Here is a 20,527-nt window from a genome sequence, read left to right on the forward strand (position 1 = left end):
CCCCCAACATAAGGGGAGGTTCTGCATTGCTATTCTTATTTTATAGTTTGAATAGCAATTATGTGCCAAGCCTATTACTCGTTAACTTCTTCTATCCACCACCGCGCTTATTAAAACTCACTTTACGTGCGTTGGTTGACTATTCAATGCCATTTTTAAATCAACAAAAGCAAAAGTGGTAGGCGCTAATTAGCGCTAAATCTTCAAACTAAAAACAGAGAAAGCCAGTGAAAAGTGAAGTGGCCCTTCATAGTTGGGCATCTAGCTTAAATGGGATTGATTATTGTAGAGCCTTCAGTAATAGTGGTTATAGAGCAAACTAATTATGTTCTCAATAATACATAAGGGCTCGTGCTCATCAATATTATAAAAACCAATAAATATAATAAGGACAAACAGGATGAAAAAATCACTAATTTCAATAGCGTTGGGCTTTGCTGCCCTTAGTGCGTTTAATGCCAATGCAAACATTGATCAGCAAGTTAAAAAGATAGAGCAACAGGTTATTGATTGGCGACGTGATTTTCATCAAAACCCTGAGCTTGGAAATCGCGAAACCCGCACAGCAGGTATTGTCGCTAAGCACTTAAAGTCGCTGGGTATGGAAGTACAAACAGGGATTGCTTATACAGGTGTTGTGGGGCTATTAAAAGGTGCAAAGCCAGGCCCGACAGTAATGCTACGCGCAGATATGGACGCGCTGCCCGTTACTGAAAAAGCCGATGTTGATTTTAAATCAACTAAAACCACTAATTACCGTGGTGTAGATGTAGGCATAATGCATGCTTGTGGGCACGACACGCACGTGGCCATGCTAATGGGCGCTGCACAAGTGCTTGCAAACATGAAAGATGAGCTACACGGTAATATTATGTTTGTATTTCAGCCTGCAGAAGAAGGCGCACCAGAGGGGGAAGAGGGTGGCGCTGAGCTAATGCTTAAAGAAGGCATATTTAAACAATACAAACCAGAGGCTGCTTTTGGGTTACACATAACATCTAGTTTGCACAGCGGTAAAATTGGCTATAGAAGTGGCCCTGCAATGGCCAGTGCAGACCGATTTGAAATAACTGTACATGGCAAGCAGGCACATGGCTCTGCACCGTGGACTGGGGTTGACCCCATTGCCGCAGCTGCGCAAATAGTAACAGGCGTAAATCATATTGTTAGTCGCCAAATCAACATTACCAAAGAGCCTGCTATTGTCTCGTTTGGTAAGATAGCGGGTGGGGTACGTAATAATATTATTCCTGAAGAAGTCGAAATGGTAGGTACAATTCGTAATTTTGATATGGATAACCGAGCACAAATATTTGAAAAAATAAAAACCACAGCCACGCACATTGCTAAATCGTCAGGTGCTACTGCAGAGGTACACATTCACGAAGGTTATCCGGTAACGATTAATAACCCAGAGCTAACCGCGCAAATGTTACCTAGTCTTAAAAAAGCAGCGGGTAATGGAAACGTAGTTGAAATGGGAAAAATAACCGGCGCAGAAGACTTTTCGTTTTACGCATTAGAAGTGCCAAGTGTATTTGTGTTTTTAGGCGGCACACCCAGTGAGCAAGATTTAAATACAGTGGCTAGTAATCACTCCCCTTATTTTTATGCCGACGAATCATCGTTTAAAGTAGGTACTAAGGCACTTAGTCTATTAGCCGTTGATTATTTAAACGCACATAAAAGATAGCTTAAACGCACCACGTTACGCTATTAGCTTAACGTGGTATTGCTGTTTTATTTAAAACATCGGATCATGTTTGTAGCACTTGCTCAACGTTGAAAATCACTCTCAAAAATTAAAAATCTAACCGAACATACAAATGAACCGGCGAGCAGTTTTTTTATATTTTAAAAATAATGAATCGATATTGCCGGTCTTATATCTCGATTCAATCTTCATAAGCATTAAGGATTTAAATAATGGAAATTACTGGAAGCTGTTACTGTGGTGAAATTAAATACCAAGCAGAATCTCAAAACAATAATGCACTTGTTTGCCATTGCAGCGATTGCCAACGTATGTCGAGCGGTCCATTTAGAGCCGTTATAATTGCAGAGCCAAACTCGGTTGTGTTTACCCAAGGTGAGCCAAAAGAGTTTGTTAAAACAGCCCAAAGTGGTAACAAGCGTGCGCAGGGCTTTTGTGGCACATGTGGTACAACACTTTATGCTACAAATGCAGAAAAAGAAGGTCGTGTTTATGGGTTGCGTATTGGTGCGGTTGATCAGCGCGATGAGTTTAAACCGTCTGCACAAATTTGGTCACAATCAACGCTTACATGGTTAAATAATTTACACGAAGTTCCTGCTTTTGAAACCACACCACAAAAATAAGGTAAGCCAGATGATGAGCTCACTGATAAAAACCGCTTTTTTAGCAAGTACATTAATTACCGGCAGTGCATTTGCAGCTTCGAGTAATATCGACTTTTTAAATGTAGGCAAAGCTAATCCTAACTTACCATTTTCGCAAATAGTAAAAGCCGGTAACACGCTTTATATGTCGGGCCAAATAGGGATTAACCCTGCAACCGGTAAGTTAGCGGCTGGTGGTTTTGAAGGCGAGACTAAACAAACACTTGAAAATATTAAACGCACTTTAGAGCAATATAACTACAGCATGAGCAATATAGTTAAATGCACGGTTATGCTTACTGACATAAACGACTTTAAAGCATTTAATGCCATTTATACTCAGTATTTTAGTGCGCCGTATCCTGCACGTAGTGCTTTTGCTGTAAAGGCGTTAGCGCTTGATTCTTTAGTAGAAGTTGAGTGTATAGGTTCACTTTAAATTAAAAGTTAAGTTTTTCTGAAATTTTATTAGCTAAACGGCTGTCTATTTGAATAGTTACATAACAGAGGAAATAATATGTGTAGTTCACCTAAAAGCAGCCGAGCAGTTAAAAAAACAGCCATTAGTTTTAATGATGAGCTTACTCAAGAGCAGCGTCTACGCTTTGCTGCAAAAGCTAATTTAGCGCAAGAGCGTCGTGAGCAGCGCGAAGCAACTAATAAACGCTATGAGCAAAAACACACGAGCAACAAGCCTTCACTAGGTTTATTTTCGTGGTTACAGCAACTCGTTAGCTGATTTAGCTAAAGTGGTATTTTTACCACTGCCTAAACCACATAAAGCACACAGTACACCGGCAATAGCGCATAACCATAATGGCGCACTCCAACTGCCTGTTGTAGTGTGTAATGCACCAGCTAGCATAGGACCAATAGCCGCGAGCAAATAACCTACGCTTTGCGACATACCTGAAAGCGACGCTGCTTGTTGCGAATCGTCAGTTCGTAAACTAATAAACGACAGCCCCAATATAAAACATGCCCCAGAGCAAAAGCCCAGCATTAAGGTCCACACAAAGGCAAAGTTAGGCATGTAAAGCAGCCCCAATGCACTAAGTGCACTGAGCATAGCTAAAATAAAGCTAAGCGCGCTTTGATCTTTTAATTTGGCAAGTAGCGGAATTAATATAAAACCTGGCAATGCGGTCGCAATTTGAAAAGCCCCATGATAAGCACCTGCTTGCGTAGCACTTTGGCCAGCTTCGGTTAATATGCTAGGTAACCACGTAATAATTATATAATTTAAAAACGAGTTTAAGCCCAGCAGTAGGGTAATTTGCCATGCTAGTAAATAGCGCCATACACTTTTTGACGTGTTAGCGTGTTGAGCAATACTCGCGGGTTTTGTGTGCTTACTTAATTGCGACATCCATACAATAATACTCGCCAGAGTAATAAGAGCTGATGAGCCCAGCGCAAGTTGCCATCCTAATCCGTTTAACTGACTAAGCGGAAATACCAAAGTAGAAAACCCACCCGATACCACGCCCATAGTAAGCACGTAGGCTGAGGTCATTAACGCAACCTTTGCAGGAAAGTCGCGCTTAATTAAACTTGGTAATAATACGTTTGCAATGGCAATGCCCACACCAATAATAGCGGTGCCTACAAAAAGCATGGCTGAGGTATTTATTACCCGCGCTGCAACCCCTGCAAGTATAAATAACAAAGCCACAAACAAGGTGCGCTCTAGCCCCTGCTTTTTAGCAAGAGTTGCGGCCATTGGCGATACAACCGCAAAGGCAATGAGTGGCAGTGTTGTTAAAAAACCAGCTTGCGATGCGCTAAGCCCAAAGTGATTAATAATTTGTTCAAGCACAGGTGCAATACCTGTAAATGTGGCGCGTAAATTTGCGGCAATAAGTAATATGCCAAGCACAAGTAATATGCCAGCAAAGCGTGATTTAGGTGTGTTATTTAACAAAAGGGAAGACCATTAAAGCTAATACTTAATGGGCGCTAGTATAAAGGCTTAGCAAAAACTATAATTTAGAGATAATGACATTAAATAACTAAAAACAGACAAAACTATGTTTGATGCAATTGGTTGGGACGACATTAAAAATTTTGAAACTATGGCGCAGCCCATAATAGCCAAAATAGAGCATGCCCATGCAAGTCACGAAATACCACTGCACACCCATCCAAAAGGGCAATTAATTTTAGCGCTGCATGGTTATGTAACGTGTGAAGTGTCGGCCAAAATGTGGATGGTGCCTACGCACAGTGCAATTTGGATCCCAGCACAAAAGGTGCATAGTAATAGGGCGTCTGATAACGCGCAGCTTTGTCATTTATTTATTGATAGTAGTAAAAGCGGTATGCCGCTAAATACTTGTACGTTAGCTATTACGCCGTTAGTTAAAGAGCTAATGTGCGAGTTGGCTGCGCATAATCAGCACTATACTTTAAATAGTAAAACAGCGCGTTTAGCGCAGGTGTTATTTGATCAACTTATTGAAATGCCCGTACAACCACTGGATTTTGTATTATCTAAAAATGAGGTAATTCAAACCATGAGCGATCAGCTTATAAATATGCCAAATAACCGAAAAACACTACCACAATGGGCTAAGCAGTTTGCATTAACTGAGCGCACATTAGCGAGGTTAATAAAAAAAGAAACCGGTATGACATTTGGAAAATGGCGTACGCAATTGCATATAATTACAGCCTTAAAAGCGCTATCAGATAAGCAAAGTGTGCAGCAGGTGTCGGAGTTATTAGGGTATGAGTCGGTTAGTGCGTTTATTACTATGTTTAAAAAGGTAATGAAAAAGTCGCCCATGAAATACATGAGCGACTTAAATCAGTTAAATTAGCTTAGCTCTTAAATAAGTTTAGCCCTTAATAAGCATTACCACGTATAAGTTGCCGAAAGCATCGCGTTACGTGGTTTGCCAGGAAAGTACCTGTCGCCGGTAAAACTGGTGTAATCGGCCCGCTCCGCATAAGCCTTATTAGTTAAATTAATAATGCGGGCAAGCACTTCAAGGTTATTAGTAACTTGCCACTGTGCGCGTAGGCTTAAAACATCATGCCCTTGGTATTTATTTAAATTTTCTGGGTCGGTGTAGTAGTTACCAACGCGATGCCACTGCAAAGCAAATTGCGCGTTGTTTAATGCCTGCCATGTTAAATCGAGATTAGCAATATTACGCGGCGCGGTATCTATGTCGTTGCCGTTTATATTTAAACCGTTAAGTATTTGGTTGTTAGTATAAGTATGCTTTGCGTGAGTGCCTGCAAAGTTAAGCGCAAGCGACTGCGTTAGCTGGTAGTCAAGTTCAAGCTCAATACCACGATGGCGAGAGCTGCCATTATTTACCGTAAAAAAATCGCTATCGCGGTAAATCGTATTGTGTTTACTCATAGCGTAAAGTGACACGCCATAAAGTAGTTTTTCGTAAATTCCTTTAATACCCAGTTCTGCATTATTGGCTATTTCGGCGCTTAAATTTGCAGTGGTTTGCTCGCGTTGTAATTGGTATAGCTCAGCCGCTTGTGGCGCTCTGTAACCGCGAGAAAAGTTTGCATAAAGCGTGTTATTTGTATTGTACTGATAACTGACCCCAAGCTTTGGCGATAGATTACTAAAACTATTTTTCCCACTTTCAGGGCGGCTGTATCGGCAGCCACCAAAGCCGCATTCTGTGCCGTCGTCTTTTGTTCTACCTGCAAGCATATTATTGGTGTAGTCGTACTGCATATGCTCGTAGCGCACACCTGCGGTAAGTAACCACTTATTTAATTGCCAATCAATAGATGCAAAAGGGGCATAAAGCGTGGCGTTTACATCGTAATCGTAATGCTTACCTTGTGGCACTGTAGCAACTAAAAAAGCAGAACCTTGAGTGGGCTCGTTTTGGCTTTGAGTAAAATCGGCTTGCGTGTATTCGCCGTCAAGCCCTAGGTTTATTTTTATATTACTTTGTAAATTATATTGATAAAGCGATTGTACGCCAAACCCTGTTTGACTGTTTTTTTCAAGCGGTGTGCCGGGTAAAAAGTGCTTAAAAAAGTCCATGCTTTGGTCGCGAAAATATAACGTAGTAGAGAGCACATCATCGTTATTTAATTGCCATGTTGCATTGCTCCATGCTCTAAATGCACGTGCTTTTCTAAATGCGTCTGGGTCAAAGTTTTTTTGCGAGAGGTCTTCGTTTTTATAGCTTTCAAAGCCTGTAATAAATCCAGCCGTTTGCTGATCAAGATTTGTGTAAGTAAGGCCTGAGGTAAGTAATAAATTATTATTTGAATAGCGATGGCGAATATTTACTTTTTGTTGTTCTACGCTTTCGTCGTCGCGGTAACCGCTATCGTCGGTAACACTTGCGTTAATGCCTATACCGCTGTTGCCGTAATCTTGTCCTGCACGTAATTTGTAGCGAGTATAACCGTACGAGCCATAATCTAAACCAACTAAACCACCGCCTTGAGTAGTGTCGGGCGTTATTACATTAATAACCCCATGCACAGCATTTGAGCCATAAAGTGCAGAGCCAGGGCCTTTTAGCACTTCAATGCGCTGCGCCATTTCGCTGTGCGCCTCAAATAGCTCGTTTATATTACAAAACCCAGCGGCTCTAAGTGGTATACCATCCTCCAAAGTCAATATGCCACCACAAGCGCCTGCGCCCGAAAGCACTTGTGAGCGAAGCGCGGGTAAATACTCTTGGCCATTTCCGCGTTGAATATTAGCCCCTGCTACACGTTGCAGGGCTTCTTCAATATGGGTAGGCGCTATGCTATTTAGCTGTGCTTCACTAAGTGTGCTTATTGATAAAGGGAGTGGGGTCGATAGTGCTTCAATACGTGATGCCGTAGTTGTTATGGTTTCTATTGCATCATTATTTTGATTATCGGCAAACGCAGTGTGGCTAAAGGGTAATATCAGCGGCAAAAAATAAGGTTTCATACATTCCTTGAAAGTAATCTATATTGCATTACCTCTATAATATGCGGTTTTAATGTGCTTTTAAACTCGTTGCGTTAAAGCGTACGTAACCTATAAACCCGATACGTAATTGATAAAACAAAACAAGCCACAGCAGGAAACACCAAAGCCAGCACTAAGTAATGCTTAAATAAAACGTAGCCGGTTATACCGCCTAGTAAAAAGCCTGCAATAATGAGTAAAAACATAACGCCTTTACGGGTATCAAATTGCTCACCTTTAAGCGCTTTACCTAGCATTAAACCAAGGTCAGTAAAAATACCGGTTAAATGTGTCGTACGTATAACAGCACCACTGTAATTAGTTGCTAGCGCATTTTGTAACCCACACGCAGCAGACGTTAAAATAATGCCGTAAACGAATGTGTTTTTGAGTAAATAAGCACTCGCAAGTAGTAGCAATCCTTCAATAAAAAGCAAAGTGTCGTAATGACGACCAAGTTTTAAAGAGCCACCAGAGAGCAAAAAGCCCGACAGTGCCGAACCCAACATAAAGCTAACAATTATTGAAAGTAACAATAAGGCAGTACTGGGATTAGTTATTGCTTTAATACCAAGTAAAGTAACAGAGCCAGATACATGCGAAATAGCCTGATGTTCAAATCCTAATAAGCCTACAGCGTTTACTATGCCCGCTATAAATGCGAGCGTAAACGCGCCATATTCAACCCACTTTGGTAGTTTTGTAAACATTGGTTATCTCTTAACGTGTGCAGTGTTAATTATTGAGTTTGTGCTTTAAAACGCTTTATTTGCTCATCAACTAATTTTGTATCTATTACGCCACGCTTAAAAGCAATGTAAGTAGGAAACGTAAACTCATTGAGCTGCCTAGCGTATACGTTTTTATATTCCTTTGAGTACCACAAACCCGCCTGATAGTTAGTTATTGCGTATTCAACGCGATTTTTTTCTAGCAGCTCAAAAGTGTCTTTAGTTGAAAGTGAGCGAAGCAGATTATTCTCATCAAGTTTATACTTTTTAGCAATAACCTCAGGCACAGCAACACCGCGTAGCATCGCTATTGGGGTATTTGATAAATCGTCAGTGAGCAGTTTATCTTTGTTTAAAGCAAATAAACCATACTTAGTAGTATGCAAGGGCACGCTTGTAAAATCTAAATACTCTGCTCGTTCCTCTGTATTGGCCAAAGAGAAATAGCAGTCGTAGTAGCCCAGCGCCATTTCTTTTTTAACGCGCGCCCATGGCAGATGAATTACGTCAATTTTAAGATTTAAATTACGCTCAATAAAGGTTAAGTATTCAATATCTAAACCCGTGAACGTATCGCTTTTCTCATCAAATATAGTAAAAGGCGGGTAGTGGGTTGTTACGCACCGCAAAGTTTTACTTGGCGCTGCAAGTAATAACGAAGGTAAAGTTAAAGCTAAAAACAGAAATATTGCGCGCATAAATAAAAATTCGATATCTTTTAAAATACATAAATTGAACGCCAATTATACAGTTACTGAGCTTAATTGCATTGATCTAAGTATTTTTACCTAGCGTATAAGTTAAATTTTGTGAGATATACCATGTTTAACGCAGAGCAGCAGTCACGCATTATCGAAATGGCGTGGGAAGATAGAACCCCTTTTGAGGCAATAGAGCAGTTATACGGATTAAAATACTCCCAGCTGGTGGTATTTATGCGCGAACATATTTCAAAAGGCAGTTTTAAAGTGTGGCGTAAACGCCATGCTGGTCGTAAAACAAAACACTTAAAATTACGCGATCCCGCTATTATGCGAAGCCACTGTAAAACACAATATAAACAACGTTAAATAAGTGTAAGCTGTTTCATATGATGTTCAGCCGTGTTTGTTAACCTTTAGCTATTAATTACGCTAGAGATTATTTATGAGAGCACTAACATACACAACACTAATAGCATTGGCTTTATGTTCAATAAGCGCCGACGCAAAACCGCATAAAGATAAGCATGGTCATAAACACGGCCATAATAAGCATCATTCACATAAACACAACGACAATGACTACCTTTCTAAAAAAGAGGCAAAGCAGTTAATTCGCGCAGGTTGGACGCCACCAGGGCTAAGTAAAAGCTACCACAGAGGCGACTATTTAGATCGTGATTTATATAAACGAGGTAGAGTGATTGAACGCTCTAGAGATAATGGTACAGTGAGTATAGAAATAGACCGTACAGTTATCCATATGGTGCACGACACCCGAGAAATACTTTCAATTTTAAGTCGCTAAATTAACTTTATAAGGATATTAAAATGCTTATTGCGTTGGCTATAATTATTGGCTTTTTTTTACTGGTTACCTTGTTGCCTATGTCGTACAGCCAGCATTACTTAGTGCGTAGCTGCGACTTTGTGCGCTTACAAGTATTTTATATTGCCAGTTTTGTAGCCGTTACATCGTTGTTTTTATTATGGCAAAGTAGCGCAATAGGTTATGTATTTATAGCCTTAACCTCATTACTTATAATGATTTTACAAGGTAAATGGATTTACCCGTATACGTGGCTTGCTAAAAAAGAAGTGCAAAGCGCACCAAAGCATATAGACCACAGCGTACGAATTATGTCGGCAAATGTACTGATGTCGAACCATAAAAGTGAGCAGCTAATTAGCCTTGTAGATGAGCACCAACCCGACCTACTTATTACGCTTGAGAGCGATAGCTGGTGGGAAAATAAATTATCAGTCATTAAAAAAAATTACCCGTATTACATAGAATGCCCTAAAGACAATCGTTACGGCATGCACTTATATAGCAAGTTTAAAATACTCGATGCACAAATATGTGAGCTAATAGAAGAAGATATTCCCTCAATTCATATTTTGTTTGAAAACGATGAAGGCCTGCAAATGCAAGGGCACTTTATTCACCCAGCACCACCAAGCCCGACAGAGGAAGACTCATCGCGTCCGCGCGACTCAGAGCTAATAATGGTGGCTAAAGCACTTAAAAACCCAACACGACCTACCATAGTTGCCGGTGATTTAAACGACGTAGCATGGTCGCGTAGCACCCGTTTATTTATGCAAATAAGTGGCTTTTTAGACCCTCGAAAAGGCCGTGGTTTTTATAACACCTTTCATGCAAGCTACTTTTTTATGCGTTGGCCGCTCGATCACTTATTTCACAGCGAAGGCTTTAAAGTAAAACGTATTAAGCGCTTAGCTAAGTATGGCTCTGATCACTTTGCGCTACTTACTGAGCTTTCTTTTGAGAACGCCAATCAGGAGTCACTAGAAGATAAACCCGAAGATCTAAAGCATGAAGAAATCCAAGAGCTTGCTATGAATAAGGCAGATAAGCGAAAAGTGCCGAGGTTTGAGGAAAAGTTATAGCTATTAGGCAGTGTAGGTCGGATAAGTGGCGAAGCCACGCCATCCGACAAAAATAATGAATTGGCTAGCAACAACACGACTACCACGTTTATGTTGTCGAGTGGCTAGAAAGTGCCATGACGGATGCTCATAACCTAAGTCACTTGTTATACGCGTTTCTCAACTTTCCAAGGAGGATTTAAGCGGTTTTCACCTGCCCAGTAAAGTTTGATTTTATTACCAGACGGATCTTTAAGTATTGCTTCTTTCCACAAGTACCGTTGCTCTGTCGGCTGTTGTTCAAACTGAAAACCTTTTTTGGTCAACTCAGCACACAGTTCATCAAGTTTTTCATGCTCGAAGTAAATCACAGAACTGTTTTCAAATTCACTGGATTCGAGTGATAAGGAAAAAGTAGAATTCCCATCTGGGCAAGAAAACCTTGTGTAATGGGGCGTATCGACAATTTGAGTGAAGCCGAGTTTTAGATAAAAGTTAACAGCAACATCCATATCTTTTACTGGTAAAGTAACCTGGTTAAGTTCCATTTAAACTCCTAGCGTATAACTTTTCAATAACGGGCGCAGGCACATAAGCATAATAGCGAAGCCGCCCTGCGTGTATGCGTCCCAGCGAACGTAGTGAGCGAGTTTACTGAGTTGTTATGCATGTTTATATACAGAGTGAGTTGTGTTTTTAAAACAGTGTAAGGCGATAAAGGCCCCTAAAGTTAAACTAGCCACACTGCACAAATAATTTAAGCCATAGATTATCGTTTCCATTCGGCTCTCACTGTCGAGAAAAACATAACACGAGGAAATTATGTAAAGTAAAGCTATAACAGAGCTCCCAATTTTATAGGAAATCTTTGACGTGTTAAAAGCAGCGAACAGCAATGCTACTGAAAAAAACACACTTGAAAATGCTCCGATGTAATAAGCTGAATCTTGGAATTGATAACCTAATTCTTCATTTCGTAACATGACAAAAGGGGATATGAAACCGATTAATTCGGCTAGAATTGGTCCACTAAATAGTCCAAAAATTAAAATTTTAAGAGCACGGATCACTACACCTCCTTCTAAATGTATAACAACTTTATCAGAGGACACCTCCCTATTTTAGCGCGAAGACATCCTTATTTTGTGAACTTATATTAATAGCAAATACTATAAGTTATTGCCAGCTATAAATATTATGCTTACTGTAGCTTATATAAATATGTAAAAAGGGGAAAGTTTCCATATATTATTACTAAGTTAATGGCGACTCACCCGAACGACCGGTTAGCGCTCATTGTTGCCTGTCAGGTTAAGTCTAGTGAAATAGATTGCATTGCATAGTTAAAGTTTTTATATTGTTCGGCAATATTTTATTTGGTGCTAATAAAGCACTGCGTGCAAAGGAAAGCATGTGAATTATAAAAAAATGTACTACCCAGTTAAGGCGCTTGCTGTTTTATCTTTAGTTGCTGTTGCTATTAAGTACTGGATGCCAACTGAAATTGGCTTTGCGTTTATGCTGTTGCCTTATTTGCTTCTATATTTTTTAGCTAACGCTAAAAACTATAAAAATAAACGGCTCATTTTTATTAGAATTATAGCTGCATTATGTACTATTACTTTAGCGCCAGTACTTGTCTTTGGTATTGAACCTGACCCTCAGGCTGGGATTGGTATTATGTTTTTGCTGATAATGCAGCTAGCTGCAATTAGTGCCTCTGAATTTATTATATTATTCTTGTATGTTGATAATTATTAAAAAGCAAACTGCTCATTTACAGTTATTACTGTGTAGTTGCTTTGTGGTTTGAACTTAGTAAAGACTAAGCTCTTCTGTAATCTAATTTTAAAGTTAAAAAAACCTAAAAGCGGTTACCCACTTTTAGGTTTTTTAATGTACTAGTATTTAAGGCTAAATTAGCTATTGATCATAATACATTTGATATTCACAAATTCGCGCATACCAAAGCCGCCGTGCTCTCGGCCGTAGCCACTTTCTTTAACACCACCAAACGGTAGGTTAGGTTGTGCTAAACCGTAGCCGTTAATATTGATCATACCGGTGTCGAAGTACTTTTTAGCTAGTTCAATGGCTTTTTTCTCATCTTTAGAGAAAATACCGCCGCCTAAACCGTAGCGAGAGTCGTTAGCGATGCGCATTGCATCGTCGTTGTCTTTGGCTTTAATAAGCGAAGCTACTGGGCCAAATAATTCGTCGTCGTAGGCTGGCATACCAGGGGCTAAGTTATCTAGTAGAGTAGGTGGGTAGTAATAGCCTGTTTGCGAAGGTATTTCGCCGCCCGTTACTATGTTTGCACCTGCTTTAACTGATTCCATTACTTGGTCGTGAATACCGTCGCGTAGATCCTCACGTGCCATTGGACCTAAGTCTGTGTCATCAGCCATTGGGTCGCCCATTTTCATGGCTTCAAATTGCTCTTTAATTTGCGCTTTAAAGTCATCGTAAAGTGACTCTACAACAACAAAGCGTTTAGCTGAAACACACGTTTCACCGTTATTGATCATGCGCCCGGTTACACAGGTTTTAACTGCAAGCTCTAGGTCTGCGTCATCAAGTACTAAGTAAGCGTCGTTACTACCAAGCTCTAACACTGTTTTCTTAACGTGTTTACCTGCTTCTTCTGCTACTTTTTTACCTGTAGCATCACTACCGGTAAAGGTTACGCCGCTAATTGCTTTGTGCGAAATTAAAGAACTGGCTGTTTTGCCGTCGATAAGTAAATTGTTAAAGCAATACTCTGGGAAACCAGCTTGTTTAAATAGCTCTTCTATTTTTTCAGCCATGCCAAATACATTACCAGCATGCTTTAATACGGTTGTGTTACCCGCCATGATGTTAGCAGCACTGTAGCGAATTACCTGATAAAGCGGAAAGTTCCACGGTTGAATACCTAATAGTACACCTGTTGGTTGGTAGCTGATAATTGCGCGGCCGCCGTCCATATCACGTTCTTCGTCAGCAAGTACTTGTGGGCCTTGTTCGGCTGTATAACGACAAATTCCTGCACATAGTTCAACTTCTTGAAAGCCTTGCTCATAAACTTTACCCATTTCTTCGGTCATGAGTTTTGCAATAGCTTCTTTTTGATCTTCAAAGAGTGAGGCTAACTTATTAAGGCATTTTGCACGTTCAGTGAATGACGTTAATCGCCATTTTAAATATGTTTCGTGAGATTTTTCGATTACCTGTTCTGCTTCCTTTTGAGAAAGTAGTGTATAGGTTTCAATGGTTTGCTCAGTTGCGGGATTAATCGTTTTAACTGTGTTACTCATTTCTATCTCCTTACAAATTTAGTTATTTAAAAGGTGCAAGGCTAGAGCCAGTTTTTATCATAAGTTGATTTTGTTTTTATCCATCTGATTTTATTAGTTAAATTTATATTTTTGTTGAAGGGGGTATTTTTTAAATATAAAAATTGAAGTGCTCGAGGCAGTAAAATATTCTGGGCGTTGCAAAATTTACAACACCCTCTGGGGCAAACACAGAGCTTTATATTAGCTCCTTTGCAATGCGCTTTAATAAGTAAGTTTCTCGTAAAATAGAAAGCCCTTGTTTTTCACTGTTAGCAATGGTGCGCTCGTTATGTGCAATTGCGTCGTTAATATCAACCCATTTGGCTGTCATGCCATTTTGCTGCTCGTAATGCTCTAACTGCGCTTTGCCAAACTCGTCGGCAATATTACATACAAAGCAATACGATTTAATATGAATAATATCAAAATCGTCTTTATACCAAGGGCGATACTCTTCATAGAGTCCAAAAGCTTTAACTATACTTATTTGTTGTGCACCGGTTTCCTCGCTTAGTTCGCGAATTAAGCCTTGCTCAATACTTTCGCCGTCATCTACTCCACCGCCGGGTAGGCTGTAGTCTTCATAACGGTTTGTATACATTAAAAGTATTTTATTATTTTTAATTACAATGGCGCGAGCTGTTAAGCGTGTAAATTGGGTGCCTTGGTCAATATTAATACCTGAATGTATTAAGGTTTTTAATTGCTGCATTTCGTCTCCTTTTTTAGGTTTTTAATAATAATAGTTGCTACCATTCTATAAATAGAAACGATTTTAATTATTAATCATAATTTATGATCGATTTTTTTCAGCATACGTAAATATTAGGTTGGTAACATTTATAGCATTTAATCGCTTAAGTTTATTTTAAAAATTAGATTCTGGGCGCACCTTTAAATTAATATCTAGGATGCGTAGAATAAGAAAAAAGCATAGGGATTTATCATGTTAGACATACTTTTAGTAGATGATGACGTTGAATTTAGTGACGTTGTTTGCCACATAGTCGAATTCCTCGGCCACAATATAAGCACAGCTACCAGTTTAAAAGAAGCACATCAATGGTTTGAAAATAATACCTTTGATCATGTGCTGCTTGATTTTATGCTGCCTGATGGTAGCGGTTTGCACTTACTTGATCACTTAAAAACGATTGGGCAATCTCCAAAAATTACACTTATTTCGGGCCATCCTTCAGTTAAAGGTATTTTAGCTGATATGTGTGAGCCAAATGTAGGGCATTTATTAAAACCATTACAACGTGAAGATTTAGAACTCGTTTTAAATGGTCCTAAAAAAGCAGTTAAAAAAGCAAAGTCGAGCGGTATTGTACGCCACTTTGGCGGTTTAATTGGTGAATCTGAGCCAATGCAAAAGCTTTACAACATGATTGAACGCGTAGCTAAAACAAATGCTAACGTGATGCTTATGGGTGAAAGTGGTGCAGGTAAAGAAGTAGTGGCTCAAGCTATTCATAACGCAAGCCAGTGCGAAGGGCCATTAGTTGCTAGCAACTGTGGCGCACTTTCAAAAGAGTTAATTGGTAGTGAGTTATTTGGCCACGAAAAAGGCGCATTTACAGGCGCAATTGCACGTAAAGAAGGTGTATTTGAGCAATCAAATAACGGTACTTTGTTTTTAGACGAAGTAACTGAAATGCCAATTGATATGCAGCCAAATTTACTGCGAGTGCTTGAAACTAAAAAGGTAACACGCGTAGGTGGTAACAGAGAAATACCAACCAATTGCCGTGTTATTTCAGCTACTAACCGCTCGCTTACCGATTTAGCACAAAATAATGTTATTCGTGAAGATATTTACTTTAGGTTGGCTGTTTTTCCTATTGATATACCGCCACTTCGCGATAGAAAAGAAGATGTACCTTTATTAGCAAAAGCCTTTTTAGATCAACTTAATGACGAAAACGGCACTGCCTTTAGTTGGACTGCCGCACAGCTCAAAGAGCTGCAAAGCTATGAATGGCCGGGTAATGTGCGAGAGCTCCGCCATGCTATACACCGTGCATTTATTATGAGCGACCCACAAACTGGCGACATTATTTTACCTGATAACTTAGAGTCACCTTTTTCGCGCGTTAATAATCAAGCTGCCGAAAAGCCTGTATCAGCAGGGCAAACAATTGAAGAAGTTGAAAAAGAACTTATTCATGCAACGCTTGATAAGGTGCAAGGTAATAAAACGCTTGCTGCACAAATGCTGGGTATTAGTACTAAAACACTTTATAACCGCCTTAATGCATATGGCGGTATTGGCGAATATAAATAGATTTGAGGAAGGGCATGACATCCGATAACCAAACAGAGCAACTCAATAAATTAGTACACGATGCAAGAGGGCCGCTAAATCGTATTTCGATGAATGCTGAGCTGATTAAATTGGTACTTGAAAACGATATGCCAAAAGAAAAAGCGTTAGATGCACTTGATAAAATTATCAATAATTGCCAACAGTGCAGCGAAAGTTTGCAAAAAATATCAGACTCTCAATAAATATTAAGTGTTGTATAAACTTTAATTCGGGAAGCTAAATGAGCAAGAAAAAACAGCAAGGTAAGGCGAATATCACTTGGGCAACATTTATGGTGGTTGTGCTAGGTATTATTGTGGGCAACGCATTTTTAGCATTGAATACGATTCAAGGCTTAACACAAACCCAAAAAAGTTTAGACAACACTAGCATGCTAACCACTGCAATTGAGAAGCTGCATCTATCCATAGTGCAGGCTGAGTCAGGACAGCGTGGTTATTTATTGACAGAAGAGGCTGATTATTTAACGCCGTACTACGATGCTGTAGGCCAAATTGAAGCGCAAACAGAACATGTCAAGTCGCTTCACTCTGAGATTGACGGTCAAGCTGAGCGTATAGCCCAGTTGTTAGTTCTTGTAGATAGTAAAATTAAAGAATTAAAACAAACTGTAAACCTTGCGCTAGATGACAAAGAAAGACGTGCGTTGTATGTATTAAATACGCATAAAGGAAGAAAGCTTTACAAGCAAATTAGAGAGTATGTTAATGAAATTCAAGACCGCGAATTACTCTTTAAAGTAAGCCATTTTTCTAAATTAGCACAGATTAAAAATGAAGCTAAAATTACATTCGCTATAACAGCAATAACGAGTGCGTTACTGATTATTGGTATGTTTATTATGACGCGCCTTAATTTAAGAAATGCAGCACAATATCGTTTTGAGCTTGAAAAACAAAACGAAACTTTAGCAATAAAGGTTTCTGAGCGGACACAAGAGCTAACATTATATTCAGATGAATTGAGCCGTAGTAACCGAGAGCTTGAAGAGTTTGCTTTTGTAGCAAGCCATGATTTACAAGAACCTCTTAGAAAAATCCAAGCCTTTAGCGACCGTCTTGAAACCATGTTTAAAGATGAATTGGGTGAAAAGGGGATGGATTACATTGGGCGCATGAAAAATGCAGCGCAGCGTATGTCTAATTTAATAAACGACTTATTAGAGTTTTCGCGAATTACAACGCGTGGTAAAGATTTTGATGACACGAATTTAAATGAAGTTGTAGCTGATATATTAAGTGATTTAGAGATAGCGATAAAAGAGTCTGAAGCACAAATTGATGTAGATGATTTGCCAGTTATTCAGGCCGATAAAAGCCAAATGCAGCAGCTGTTTTTAAACTTGTTGTCGAACGCTGTTAAATTTAGGCGTCCCAACGTAAACCCACACATAAAAATTAGTTATCAAGATGAAGACATATTTAGTGCGGATCATAATGCACATTTAAGTTTTCAAGTTATTACCATAGAAGATAACGGTATTGGTTTTTCACAAGACTATGCCGATAAAATATTTGTACCGTTTCAACGCTTACATGGACGCTCACAATATAAAGGCACGGGTATTGGCCTTTCTGTATGTAGGCGTATTGTGGAGCGCCACGGCGGAACAATTACAGCCCAAAGTAAAGACGGTGAAGGTGCAACCTTTATTATAAAACTACCTGTGGAAGCTGAGCTTTTCACATTGCAAGGAGAGGCTTAAATGCCCTATTCAAAAGTAAAACCGATTACTATTTTAATGGCAGACGACGATGAAGATGATCGTTTGTTAACACAAGATGCCCTTGCTGAAAGCCGTGTACTTAACGAGCTTCACTTTGTTGAAGATGGCGTTGAGTTGCTTGAGTATTTAGAGCGTAAAGGTAAGTTTGAAGACAAAGCCGTTTCGCCGCGTCCTGGACTTATATTACTTGATTTAAATATGCCTAGAATGGATGGCCGTGAAGCGCTTGAAGCTATAAAAGGAAACCCTAACTTAAAGGGAATTCCGGTTGTTATATTAACTACGTCTAAACAAGAAGAAGACATGGTTAAAGGGTATAACTTAGGTGCTGCATCTTACATTACAAAACCAGTAACGTTTGATGGTTTGGTTGATTTGATGAAAACGCTAGGAAAATACTGGGTAGAATTTGTAGAGCTACCGACAACATTTAACGATTAATGGAGATTGTATGTTAGATAAAGTGACTCAGTTGCTGCTTGTAGAAGACGATGAAGATGATTACATACTCACCTGCGACTATCTGGACCAATTGGATTCACACACGTTTAACATTCAATGGATAAGCTCCCCAGAGCAGGCAATTGCAACGCTTAGCAAAAATGAGCACGACATTTGCCTGCTTGATTACCGCTTGGGTGCATCGAATGGTTTAGATGTATTAAAAGAAGCAATTGCCAATGGCTTTAGCGGACCCATTATTATGCTTACCGGGCAGTCAAACGACGAGTTAGACTCGGCGGCGCTTGATGCCGGTGCAGTAGATTACTTAATTAAAACAGAAATGAGTTCGAGCCGCTTTGCACGTGCTATTCGTTATGCTTTGGCACGTAAAGATGTTGAAGGCGAGAGAGTAGAGCGCTTAAAAGCTGAAGCCGAAAACCGTTCAAAAGATCGATTTTTAGCTCATTTGAGCCATGAGTTACGTACTCCTCTATCGTCTATTTTAGGTTACACCGAACTGTTAATGCAGAGCGATTTTAGTCAGCAAGCTGAAAATGAATTGGGTGTTATTTATCGAAATGGTAAACACTTATTGAGCTTGTTAAACGATGTGCTCGACTTATCTAAAATAGCAGCCGATAAACTGGAGCTGACCCTAAGCGAAGTTAACCTTGATAGCATGCTTGCCGATGTTTACACGCTAATGCGCGTATCGGTGCTTGATAAGGGCCTTACGCTGCGCTTTGAATCTCATCAGCCATTACCTTTGGTTGCACGACTGGATGCAACAAGAGTTCGTCAAATTTTAATAAATCTAATAAACAATGCGGTTAAATTTACCGATAAAGGCGAAATTGTTGTTAATGCGTGGACGCAATGGGTTGATAATCGCGAAATGCTATTTTTTAGCATTAAAGATTCAGGTATGGGCATTGCCCCTGAAAAACAAGAACTTATATTTAAGCCTTTTGAACAAATAGCCGATGTAGAATCACGCTCTGTAGGTGGCGCAGGCTTAGGTTTGGCAATATGTGCTGAATTGTTAGCGCGTATGCACGGTGATATTAGTTTGCACTCTGAAATAGGCAAAGGTTCTACATTTACGATTTCGGTGTATCCAGGTGATATTAGCGAAGTAGAACGACAAGTACTTAATTTTAGTAGTGCCCCACAATTACAAAGTAAATCGGCTCCATGCAAAGTGCATGGGCGAGTGTTAGTGGTTGATGATTTACGTGATTTACGCATGTTAGTTGGTCATATGATCAGTACCTGTGGTGCGCGCGTAGATTATGCCGAACATGGCCAGCAAGCACTTGAAAAAGTACGCATAGCAGATGCGTATAAAGCGCCTTACGATATTATTTTTATTGATATTCATATGCCTGTAATGGGCGGCAAGGAAGCTACCATAGAGCTTAGAAAAATGGGCTACAAAGGCCCAATAATTGCGCTCACTGCCGCTACGATGAAAGGCATACATGAGGAGCTTGCTGCACTTGGTTTTAACGATGTAATACCAAAGCCTGTTGATAGCGCGGCTTTATATCAATGTTTGCAAGATTACTTGGTAGCGCCAGAGCATGCACCGCAAGCTAAAGATATAAATTGTAGTAATGGCTTAACCGAGAAAAAGCAGCGCTTTTTACTTGTGGAAGACGATCATGATGCAGCGCAAATTACGCAACTACTTTTAGAAAGTTTAGGCGTTGAAACCGTCATTGCGTCTAGCTGCGCACAATGTTTGCAAATACTTAATCACGATCAGCAATTTAATAAGGTATTGTTAGATATGCATTTACCTGATGGTCGTGGCGTTGACTTAGGTCAGCAAATTAATGAACGATATCCAGAGCTACGCTTGGTGATTGTAAGTGGCGCAGAGCCAGACCCTAGAGAAATAAAAGATTTAAATATTGACCGGGTTTTACTTAAACCTATTAATTTGAGCTTACTTGAAACGCTTATTAGCTAGGGCCTGTTTATCTTTCGAGGTTAAATTTGCAGCAGTATGTTTGGTATTTAGGCAAGGCAGAGCCTGTGTAGTGTGGTTATTCCCCATAAATAGGCGATAACGTAGCACAAA

22 protein-coding genes are annotated in these 20,527 nt (G+C 39.7%); 14 read left to right on the top strand and 8 right to left on the bottom strand.

Annotated elements, in window-relative coordinates; translation table 11 throughout:
* Nucleotides 1-400 precede the first annotated feature (400 nt).
* From QMA08_RS03990 to QMA08_RS04005, 4 genes are all read left to right on the top strand, one after another.
* Nucleotides 401-1,693, top strand: a complete 1,293-nt coding sequence (locus tag QMA08_RS03990) for an amidohydrolase (protein WP_290173753.1) — start codon at nucleotides 401-403, stop codon at nucleotides 1,691-1,693.
* 233 nt (nucleotides 1,694-1,926) lie between these two features.
* Nucleotides 1,927-2,340 carry a GFA family protein gene (locus QMA08_RS03995; RefSeq protein WP_290173754.1) on the top strand — a complete coding sequence of 138 codons (414 nt, stop codon included), beginning with the start codon at nucleotides 1,927-1,929 and terminating at the stop codon, nucleotides 2,338-2,340.
* Nucleotides 2,341-2,350: 10 nt separating this feature from the next.
* Nucleotides 2,351-2,800: a Rid family detoxifying hydrolase gene (locus tag QMA08_RS04000; protein WP_231616329.1), complete on the top strand. Its 450-nt coding sequence runs from the start codon at nucleotides 2,351-2,353 to the stop codon at nucleotides 2,798-2,800.
* Between the two features lie 78 nt (nucleotides 2,801-2,878).
* Nucleotides 2,879-3,100, top strand: coding sequence for a hypothetical protein (locus QMA08_RS04005; RefSeq protein WP_290173755.1), 222 nt, complete (start codon nucleotides 2,879-2,881; stop codon nucleotides 3,098-3,100).
* Here QMA08_RS04005 and QMA08_RS04010 read toward each other — a convergent pair.
* Nucleotides 3,080-4,285, bottom strand: a complete 1,206-nt coding sequence (locus QMA08_RS04010; protein WP_290173756.1) for an MFS transporter — start codon at nucleotides 4,283-4,285, stop codon at nucleotides 3,080-3,082. The two genes, QMA08_RS04005 and QMA08_RS04010, sit on opposite strands and share 21 nt — an antisense overlap.
* Before the next feature lie 106 nt (nucleotides 4,286-4,391).
* Here QMA08_RS04010 and QMA08_RS04015 point away from each other — a divergent pair, with 106 nt between their 5' ends.
* Nucleotides 4,392-5,183: a helix-turn-helix transcriptional regulator gene (locus tag QMA08_RS04015; protein WP_290173757.1), complete on the top strand. Its 792-nt coding sequence runs from the start codon at nucleotides 4,392-4,394 to the stop codon at nucleotides 5,181-5,183.
* A 35-nt stretch (nucleotides 5,184-5,218) separates the two neighbouring features.
* Here the strand turns inward: QMA08_RS04015 and QMA08_RS04020 are convergent, their stop codons facing one another.
* From QMA08_RS04020 to QMA08_RS04030, 3 genes are all read right to left on the bottom strand, one after another.
* Nucleotides 5,219-7,279 carry a TonB-dependent receptor gene (locus QMA08_RS04020; protein ID WP_290173758.1) on the bottom strand — a complete coding sequence of 687 codons (2,061 nt, stop codon included), beginning with the start codon at nucleotides 7,277-7,279 and terminating at the stop codon, nucleotides 5,219-5,221.
* Between the two features lie 74 nt (nucleotides 7,280-7,353).
* The gene (locus tag QMA08_RS04025) at nucleotides 7,354-8,010 is read right to left on the bottom strand and encodes a YoaK family protein (protein WP_007581509.1); all 657 of its coding nucleotides are present in this window, start codon (nucleotides 8,008-8,010) and stop codon (nucleotides 7,354-7,356) included.
* 29 nt (nucleotides 8,011-8,039) lie between these two features.
* On the bottom strand, nucleotides 8,040-8,729 hold the full coding sequence (locus tag QMA08_RS04030; protein WP_272450766.1) for a transporter substrate-binding domain-containing protein: 690 nt from the start codon (nucleotides 8,727-8,729) through the stop codon (nucleotides 8,040-8,042).
* Nucleotides 8,730-8,852: 123 nt separating this feature from the next.
* On the opposite strand from QMA08_RS04030, the gene QMA08_RS04035 reads away from it, so the two are divergent.
* The 3 genes from QMA08_RS04035 to QMA08_RS04045 all read left to right on the top strand — a co-directional run bounded on the left by QMA08_RS04035 (nucleotide 8,853) and on the right by QMA08_RS04045 (nucleotide 10,646).
* Nucleotides 8,853-9,101 carry a TIGR03643 family protein gene (locus QMA08_RS04035; RefSeq protein WP_039485113.1) on the top strand — a complete coding sequence of 83 codons (249 nt, stop codon included), beginning with the start codon at nucleotides 8,853-8,855 and terminating at the stop codon, nucleotides 9,099-9,101.
* Between the two features lie 76 nt (nucleotides 9,102-9,177).
* A complete protein-coding gene (locus QMA08_RS04040; protein ID WP_002958080.1) occupies nucleotides 9,178-9,540 on the top strand; it encodes a hypothetical protein in 363 nt (120 codons plus the stop codon).
* Between the two features lie 23 nt (nucleotides 9,541-9,563).
* Nucleotides 9,564-10,646 (top strand): endonuclease/exonuclease/phosphatase family protein, encoded by a 1,083-nt coding sequence (locus QMA08_RS04045; RefSeq protein WP_272450764.1) that lies wholly within the window; start codon nucleotides 9,564-9,566, stop codon nucleotides 10,644-10,646.
* A gap of 146 nt (nucleotides 10,647-10,792) precedes the next feature.
* Here the strand turns inward: QMA08_RS04045 and QMA08_RS04050 are convergent, their stop codons facing one another.
* Nucleotides 10,793-11,173 (bottom strand): VOC family protein, encoded by a 381-nt coding sequence (locus tag QMA08_RS04050; protein ID WP_033020541.1) that lies wholly within the window; start codon nucleotides 11,171-11,173, stop codon nucleotides 10,793-10,795.
* A 114-nt stretch (nucleotides 11,174-11,287) separates the two neighbouring features.
* Nucleotides 11,288-11,695, bottom strand: a complete 408-nt coding sequence (locus tag QMA08_RS04055; protein WP_182672802.1) for a hypothetical protein — start codon at nucleotides 11,693-11,695, stop codon at nucleotides 11,288-11,290.
* A 343-nt stretch (nucleotides 11,696-12,038) separates the two neighbouring features.
* On the opposite strand from QMA08_RS04055, the gene QMA08_RS04060 reads away from it, so the two are divergent.
* Nucleotides 12,039-12,386: a hypothetical protein gene (locus tag QMA08_RS04060; protein WP_290173759.1), complete on the top strand. Its 348-nt coding sequence runs from the start codon at nucleotides 12,039-12,041 to the stop codon at nucleotides 12,384-12,386.
* Nucleotides 12,387-12,544: 158 nt separating this feature from the next.
* On the opposite strand, the gene QMA08_RS04065 is transcribed toward QMA08_RS04060, so the two are convergent.
* A complete protein-coding gene (locus QMA08_RS04065; RefSeq protein WP_149602186.1) occupies nucleotides 12,545-13,921 on the bottom strand; it encodes an NAD-dependent succinate-semialdehyde dehydrogenase in 1,377 nt (458 codons plus the stop codon).
* Between the two features lie 217 nt (nucleotides 13,922-14,138).
* On the bottom strand, nucleotides 14,139-14,654 hold the full coding sequence (locus QMA08_RS04070; RefSeq protein ID WP_290173760.1) for an NUDIX hydrolase: 516 nt from the start codon (nucleotides 14,652-14,654) through the stop codon (nucleotides 14,139-14,141).
* A gap of 234 nt (nucleotides 14,655-14,888) precedes the next feature.
* Here QMA08_RS04070 and QMA08_RS04075 point away from each other — a divergent pair, with 234 nt between their 5' ends.
* From QMA08_RS04075 to QMA08_RS04095, 5 genes are read left to right on the top strand one after another with little or no spacing between them, the layout of a single operon-like run.
* Nucleotides 14,889-16,229 carry a sigma-54 dependent transcriptional regulator gene (locus QMA08_RS04075; protein ID WP_290173762.1) on the top strand — a complete coding sequence of 447 codons (1,341 nt, stop codon included), beginning with the start codon at nucleotides 14,889-14,891 and terminating at the stop codon, nucleotides 16,227-16,229.
* Between the two features lie 14 nt (nucleotides 16,230-16,243).
* Nucleotides 16,244-16,453, top strand: coding sequence for a histidine kinase (locus QMA08_RS04080; RefSeq protein WP_039485081.1), 210 nt, complete (start codon nucleotides 16,244-16,246; stop codon nucleotides 16,451-16,453).
* A 38-nt stretch (nucleotides 16,454-16,491) separates the two neighbouring features.
* Nucleotides 16,492-17,976, top strand: coding sequence for a sensor histidine kinase (locus tag QMA08_RS04085; protein ID WP_290173763.1), 1,485 nt, complete (start codon nucleotides 16,492-16,494; stop codon nucleotides 17,974-17,976).
* On the top strand, nucleotides 17,977-18,438 hold the full coding sequence (locus QMA08_RS04090) for a response regulator (protein ID WP_039485075.1): 462 nt from the start codon (nucleotides 17,977-17,979) through the stop codon (nucleotides 18,436-18,438). It abuts the gene before it with no gap.
* Nucleotides 18,439-18,448: 10 nt separating this feature from the next.
* A complete protein-coding gene (locus QMA08_RS04095) occupies nucleotides 18,449-20,416 on the top strand; it encodes a hybrid sensor histidine kinase/response regulator (RefSeq protein ID WP_290173764.1) in 1,968 nt (655 codons plus the stop codon).
* Nucleotides 20,417-20,527: the final 111 nt, after the last annotated feature.

Origin of the sequence: Pseudoalteromonas sp. APC 3355, assembly GCF_030407615.1 — a bacterium.
GTDB lineage: Bacteria > Pseudomonadota > Gammaproteobacteria > Enterobacterales > Alteromonadaceae > Pseudoalteromonas > Pseudoalteromonas distincta.

Excerpts from the sequence above, each read along its gene's own strand:
- QMA08_RS04090 (WP_039485075.1), top strand. The coding sequence starts at position 17,977 with ATGCCCTATTCAAAAGTAAAACCGATTACTATTTTAATGGCAGACGAC.
- QMA08_RS04015 (WP_290173757.1), top strand. The coding sequence starts at position 4,392 with ATGTTTGATGCAATTGGTTGGGACGACATTAAAAATTTTGAAACTATG.
- QMA08_RS04035 (WP_039485113.1), top strand. The coding sequence starts at position 8,853 with ATGTTTAACGCAGAGCAGCAGTCACGCATTATCGAAATGGCGTGGGAA.
- QMA08_RS04085 (WP_290173763.1), top strand. The coding sequence starts at position 16,492 with ATGAGCAAGAAAAAACAGCAAGGTAAGGCGAATATCACTTGGGCAACA.
- QMA08_RS04025 (WP_007581509.1), bottom strand. The coding sequence starts at position 8,010 with ATGTTTACAAAACTACCAAAGTGGGTTGAATATGGCGCGTTTACGCTC.
- QMA08_RS04095 (WP_290173764.1), top strand. The coding sequence starts at position 18,449 with ATGTTAGATAAAGTGACTCAGTTGCTGCTTGTAGAAGACGATGAAGAT.
- QMA08_RS04005 (WP_290173755.1), top strand. The coding sequence starts at position 2,879 with ATGTGTAGTTCACCTAAAAGCAGCCGAGCAGTTAAAAAAACAGCCATT.
- QMA08_RS04065 (WP_149602186.1), bottom strand. The coding sequence starts at position 13,921 with ATGAGTAACACAGTTAAAACGATTAATCCCGCAACTGAGCAAACCATT.
- QMA08_RS04045 (WP_272450764.1), top strand. The coding sequence starts at position 9,564 with ATGCTTATTGCGTTGGCTATAATTATTGGCTTTTTTTTACTGGTTACC.
- QMA08_RS04075 (WP_290173762.1), top strand. The coding sequence starts at position 14,889 with ATGTTAGACATACTTTTAGTAGATGATGACGTTGAATTTAGTGACGTT.
- QMA08_RS03990 (WP_290173753.1), top strand. The coding sequence starts at position 401 with ATGAAAAAATCACTAATTTCAATAGCGTTGGGCTTTGCTGCCCTTAGT.
- QMA08_RS04030 (WP_272450766.1), bottom strand. The coding sequence starts at position 8,729 with ATGCGCGCAATATTTCTGTTTTTAGCTTTAACTTTACCTTCGTTATTA.
- QMA08_RS04040 (WP_002958080.1), top strand. The coding sequence starts at position 9,178 with ATGAGAGCACTAACATACACAACACTAATAGCATTGGCTTTATGTTCA.
- QMA08_RS04000 (WP_231616329.1), top strand. The coding sequence starts at position 2,351 with ATGATGAGCTCACTGATAAAAACCGCTTTTTTAGCAAGTACATTAATT.
- QMA08_RS04070 (WP_290173760.1), bottom strand. The coding sequence starts at position 14,654 with ATGCAGCAATTAAAAACCTTAATACATTCAGGTATTAATATTGACCAA.
- QMA08_RS03995 (WP_290173754.1), top strand. The coding sequence starts at position 1,927 with ATGGAAATTACTGGAAGCTGTTACTGTGGTGAAATTAAATACCAAGCA.
- QMA08_RS04050 (WP_033020541.1), bottom strand. The coding sequence starts at position 11,173 with ATGGAACTTAACCAGGTTACTTTACCAGTAAAAGATATGGATGTTGCT.
- QMA08_RS04080 (WP_039485081.1), top strand. The coding sequence starts at position 16,244 with ATGACATCCGATAACCAAACAGAGCAACTCAATAAATTAGTACACGAT.
- QMA08_RS04020 (WP_290173758.1), bottom strand. The coding sequence starts at position 7,279 with ATGAAACCTTATTTTTTGCCGCTGATATTACCCTTTAGCCACACTGCG.